General features: G+C 66.1%; 2 protein-coding genes. Both read right to left on the bottom strand.

Annotated features, from left to right (window positions below):
- Positions 1-598 (bottom strand): 2-oxo-hepta-3-ene-1,7-dioic acid hydratase (locus tag EN742_RS34875; protein WP_189375730.1); only part of this gene is annotated, 598 nt, incomplete at its 3' end.
- A complete protein-coding gene (locus EN742_RS34880) occupies positions 595-1,413 on the bottom strand; it encodes a fumarylacetoacetate hydrolase family protein (protein WP_128333875.1) in 819 nt (272 codons plus the stop codon). The genes EN742_RS34875 and EN742_RS34880, both read right to left, overlap by 4 nt.
- Positions 1,414-1,466: the final 53 nt, after the last annotated feature.

Below are 1,466 nucleotides of genomic sequence, written 5' to 3' on the forward strand. Positions count from 1 at the left end.
CCTCGACCTCGCCGCTGCGCGACACGATGGCGCCCATCCAGCGCAGGTCGACGTCCCGGGGGCCGGCGGCGCGGCCGCCGACGACGATGCCGGCATTGGCGGCGTTGTCCGAGATCGTGTCGAAGAAGGTGCGGATCTTGCCGGTTTCCTTGTTCACCCGCTCGATGCGGGTGTCGAGGATCTCCAGTGATGGCGTGATGTGGTCGGTGGCGTCGAGCACGTCGTCGACCCACACGTCCGGGCCGGCGAGCGGCGCCTTCATGACGAAGGCAATCTCGGCCTCGATGCGCGGCTGAATGAAGCGGCCGGCCGGCACGGTGCCGCCATCCTCGAAGAACATGTCGTCGAACAGAATGCCGGAATCCGGGATGTCGATGCTGAGCGCCGATTGCATCGCCTTCGAGGTCAGGCCGATTTTCCAGCCCTTGATCGTCAGTCCCGACATGACCTTCAGCTTCACGAGCGCGGCCTGCACCCGATAGGCGTCGTCCATCGTGGCCTTCGGAAAATCGAGGCTGAGCAGGCTGATCTGGCGACGGTCGCGTTCGGCCTCGAACAGTCGGCGCGCGGCGTCCTCGACTTGCTCGTCCGTGATCATCGACCGCCCTCCTCGTCGATTACGCCGTTGCTGAGCAGCCCGATGCCGTCCGCCTCGACCTCGATCACGTCGCCCGGCTTAAGCCAGATCGGCGGATCGACGCGGGCGCCCGCGCCGGTCGGCGTGCCGGTGACGATGACGTCGCCCGGCACCAGCGTGGTGAAGGTCGAGACGTAGTTGATGATCTTGCGGAACGAAAAGATCATGCGGCTGGTGCGGTCCTGCTGACGGACCTCGCCATTGACGCGGGTGACAAGTGAGATGTCGGCGATCTGCGCCTCGTCGGTGAATGGCACCAGCCAAGGGCCGATGGACCCGGTACGGTCGAAATTCTTGCCCTGTGTGACGTTGAACTTGGCGTGGCGCACCCAGTCGCGGATCGTGCCTTCGTTGCAGAGCGAAAGCGCCGCGATATGGCCGAGCGCATCGGCCTCGGCGATCCGCCGGCCTGCCTTGCCGATGACGATGACGATCTCGCCCTCATAGTCGAGCTGCGGCGATTCCGGCGGCCGCACCAGGGGCGCGCCGTGGCCGACGAAGGAGCGCGGAAAGCGGATGAACAGCGACGGGTTCGAGGGCGCCGCCGGCCCGTCCTTGTATTCCTCGTTGCGGTCCGGATAGTTGACGCCGACGCAGATGATCTTTTCCGGTGCGGGTACGGGTATCTCGTAGACGATGTCCTCGACCCGGAAATCGGCGGCGAGGTCTTCGGCCTCGTCGACAAGTTTCGAGAGCGCACCGGCCTCGATCGCCTCGCGCAGCGTTGGCCATTCGCCATGGCGCGCCGACAGGTCGACGACGCCCGTTCCGATGATCGCGCCGTAGCGCGCCTTGCCGCCGACGGTGAAGGTGGCGAGACGTCCCGAAC

This window comes from Mesorhizobium sp. M4A.F.Ca.ET.020.02.1.1 (assembly GCF_004022645.1).
GTDB lineage: Bacteria > Pseudomonadota > Alphaproteobacteria > Rhizobiales > Rhizobiaceae > Mesorhizobium.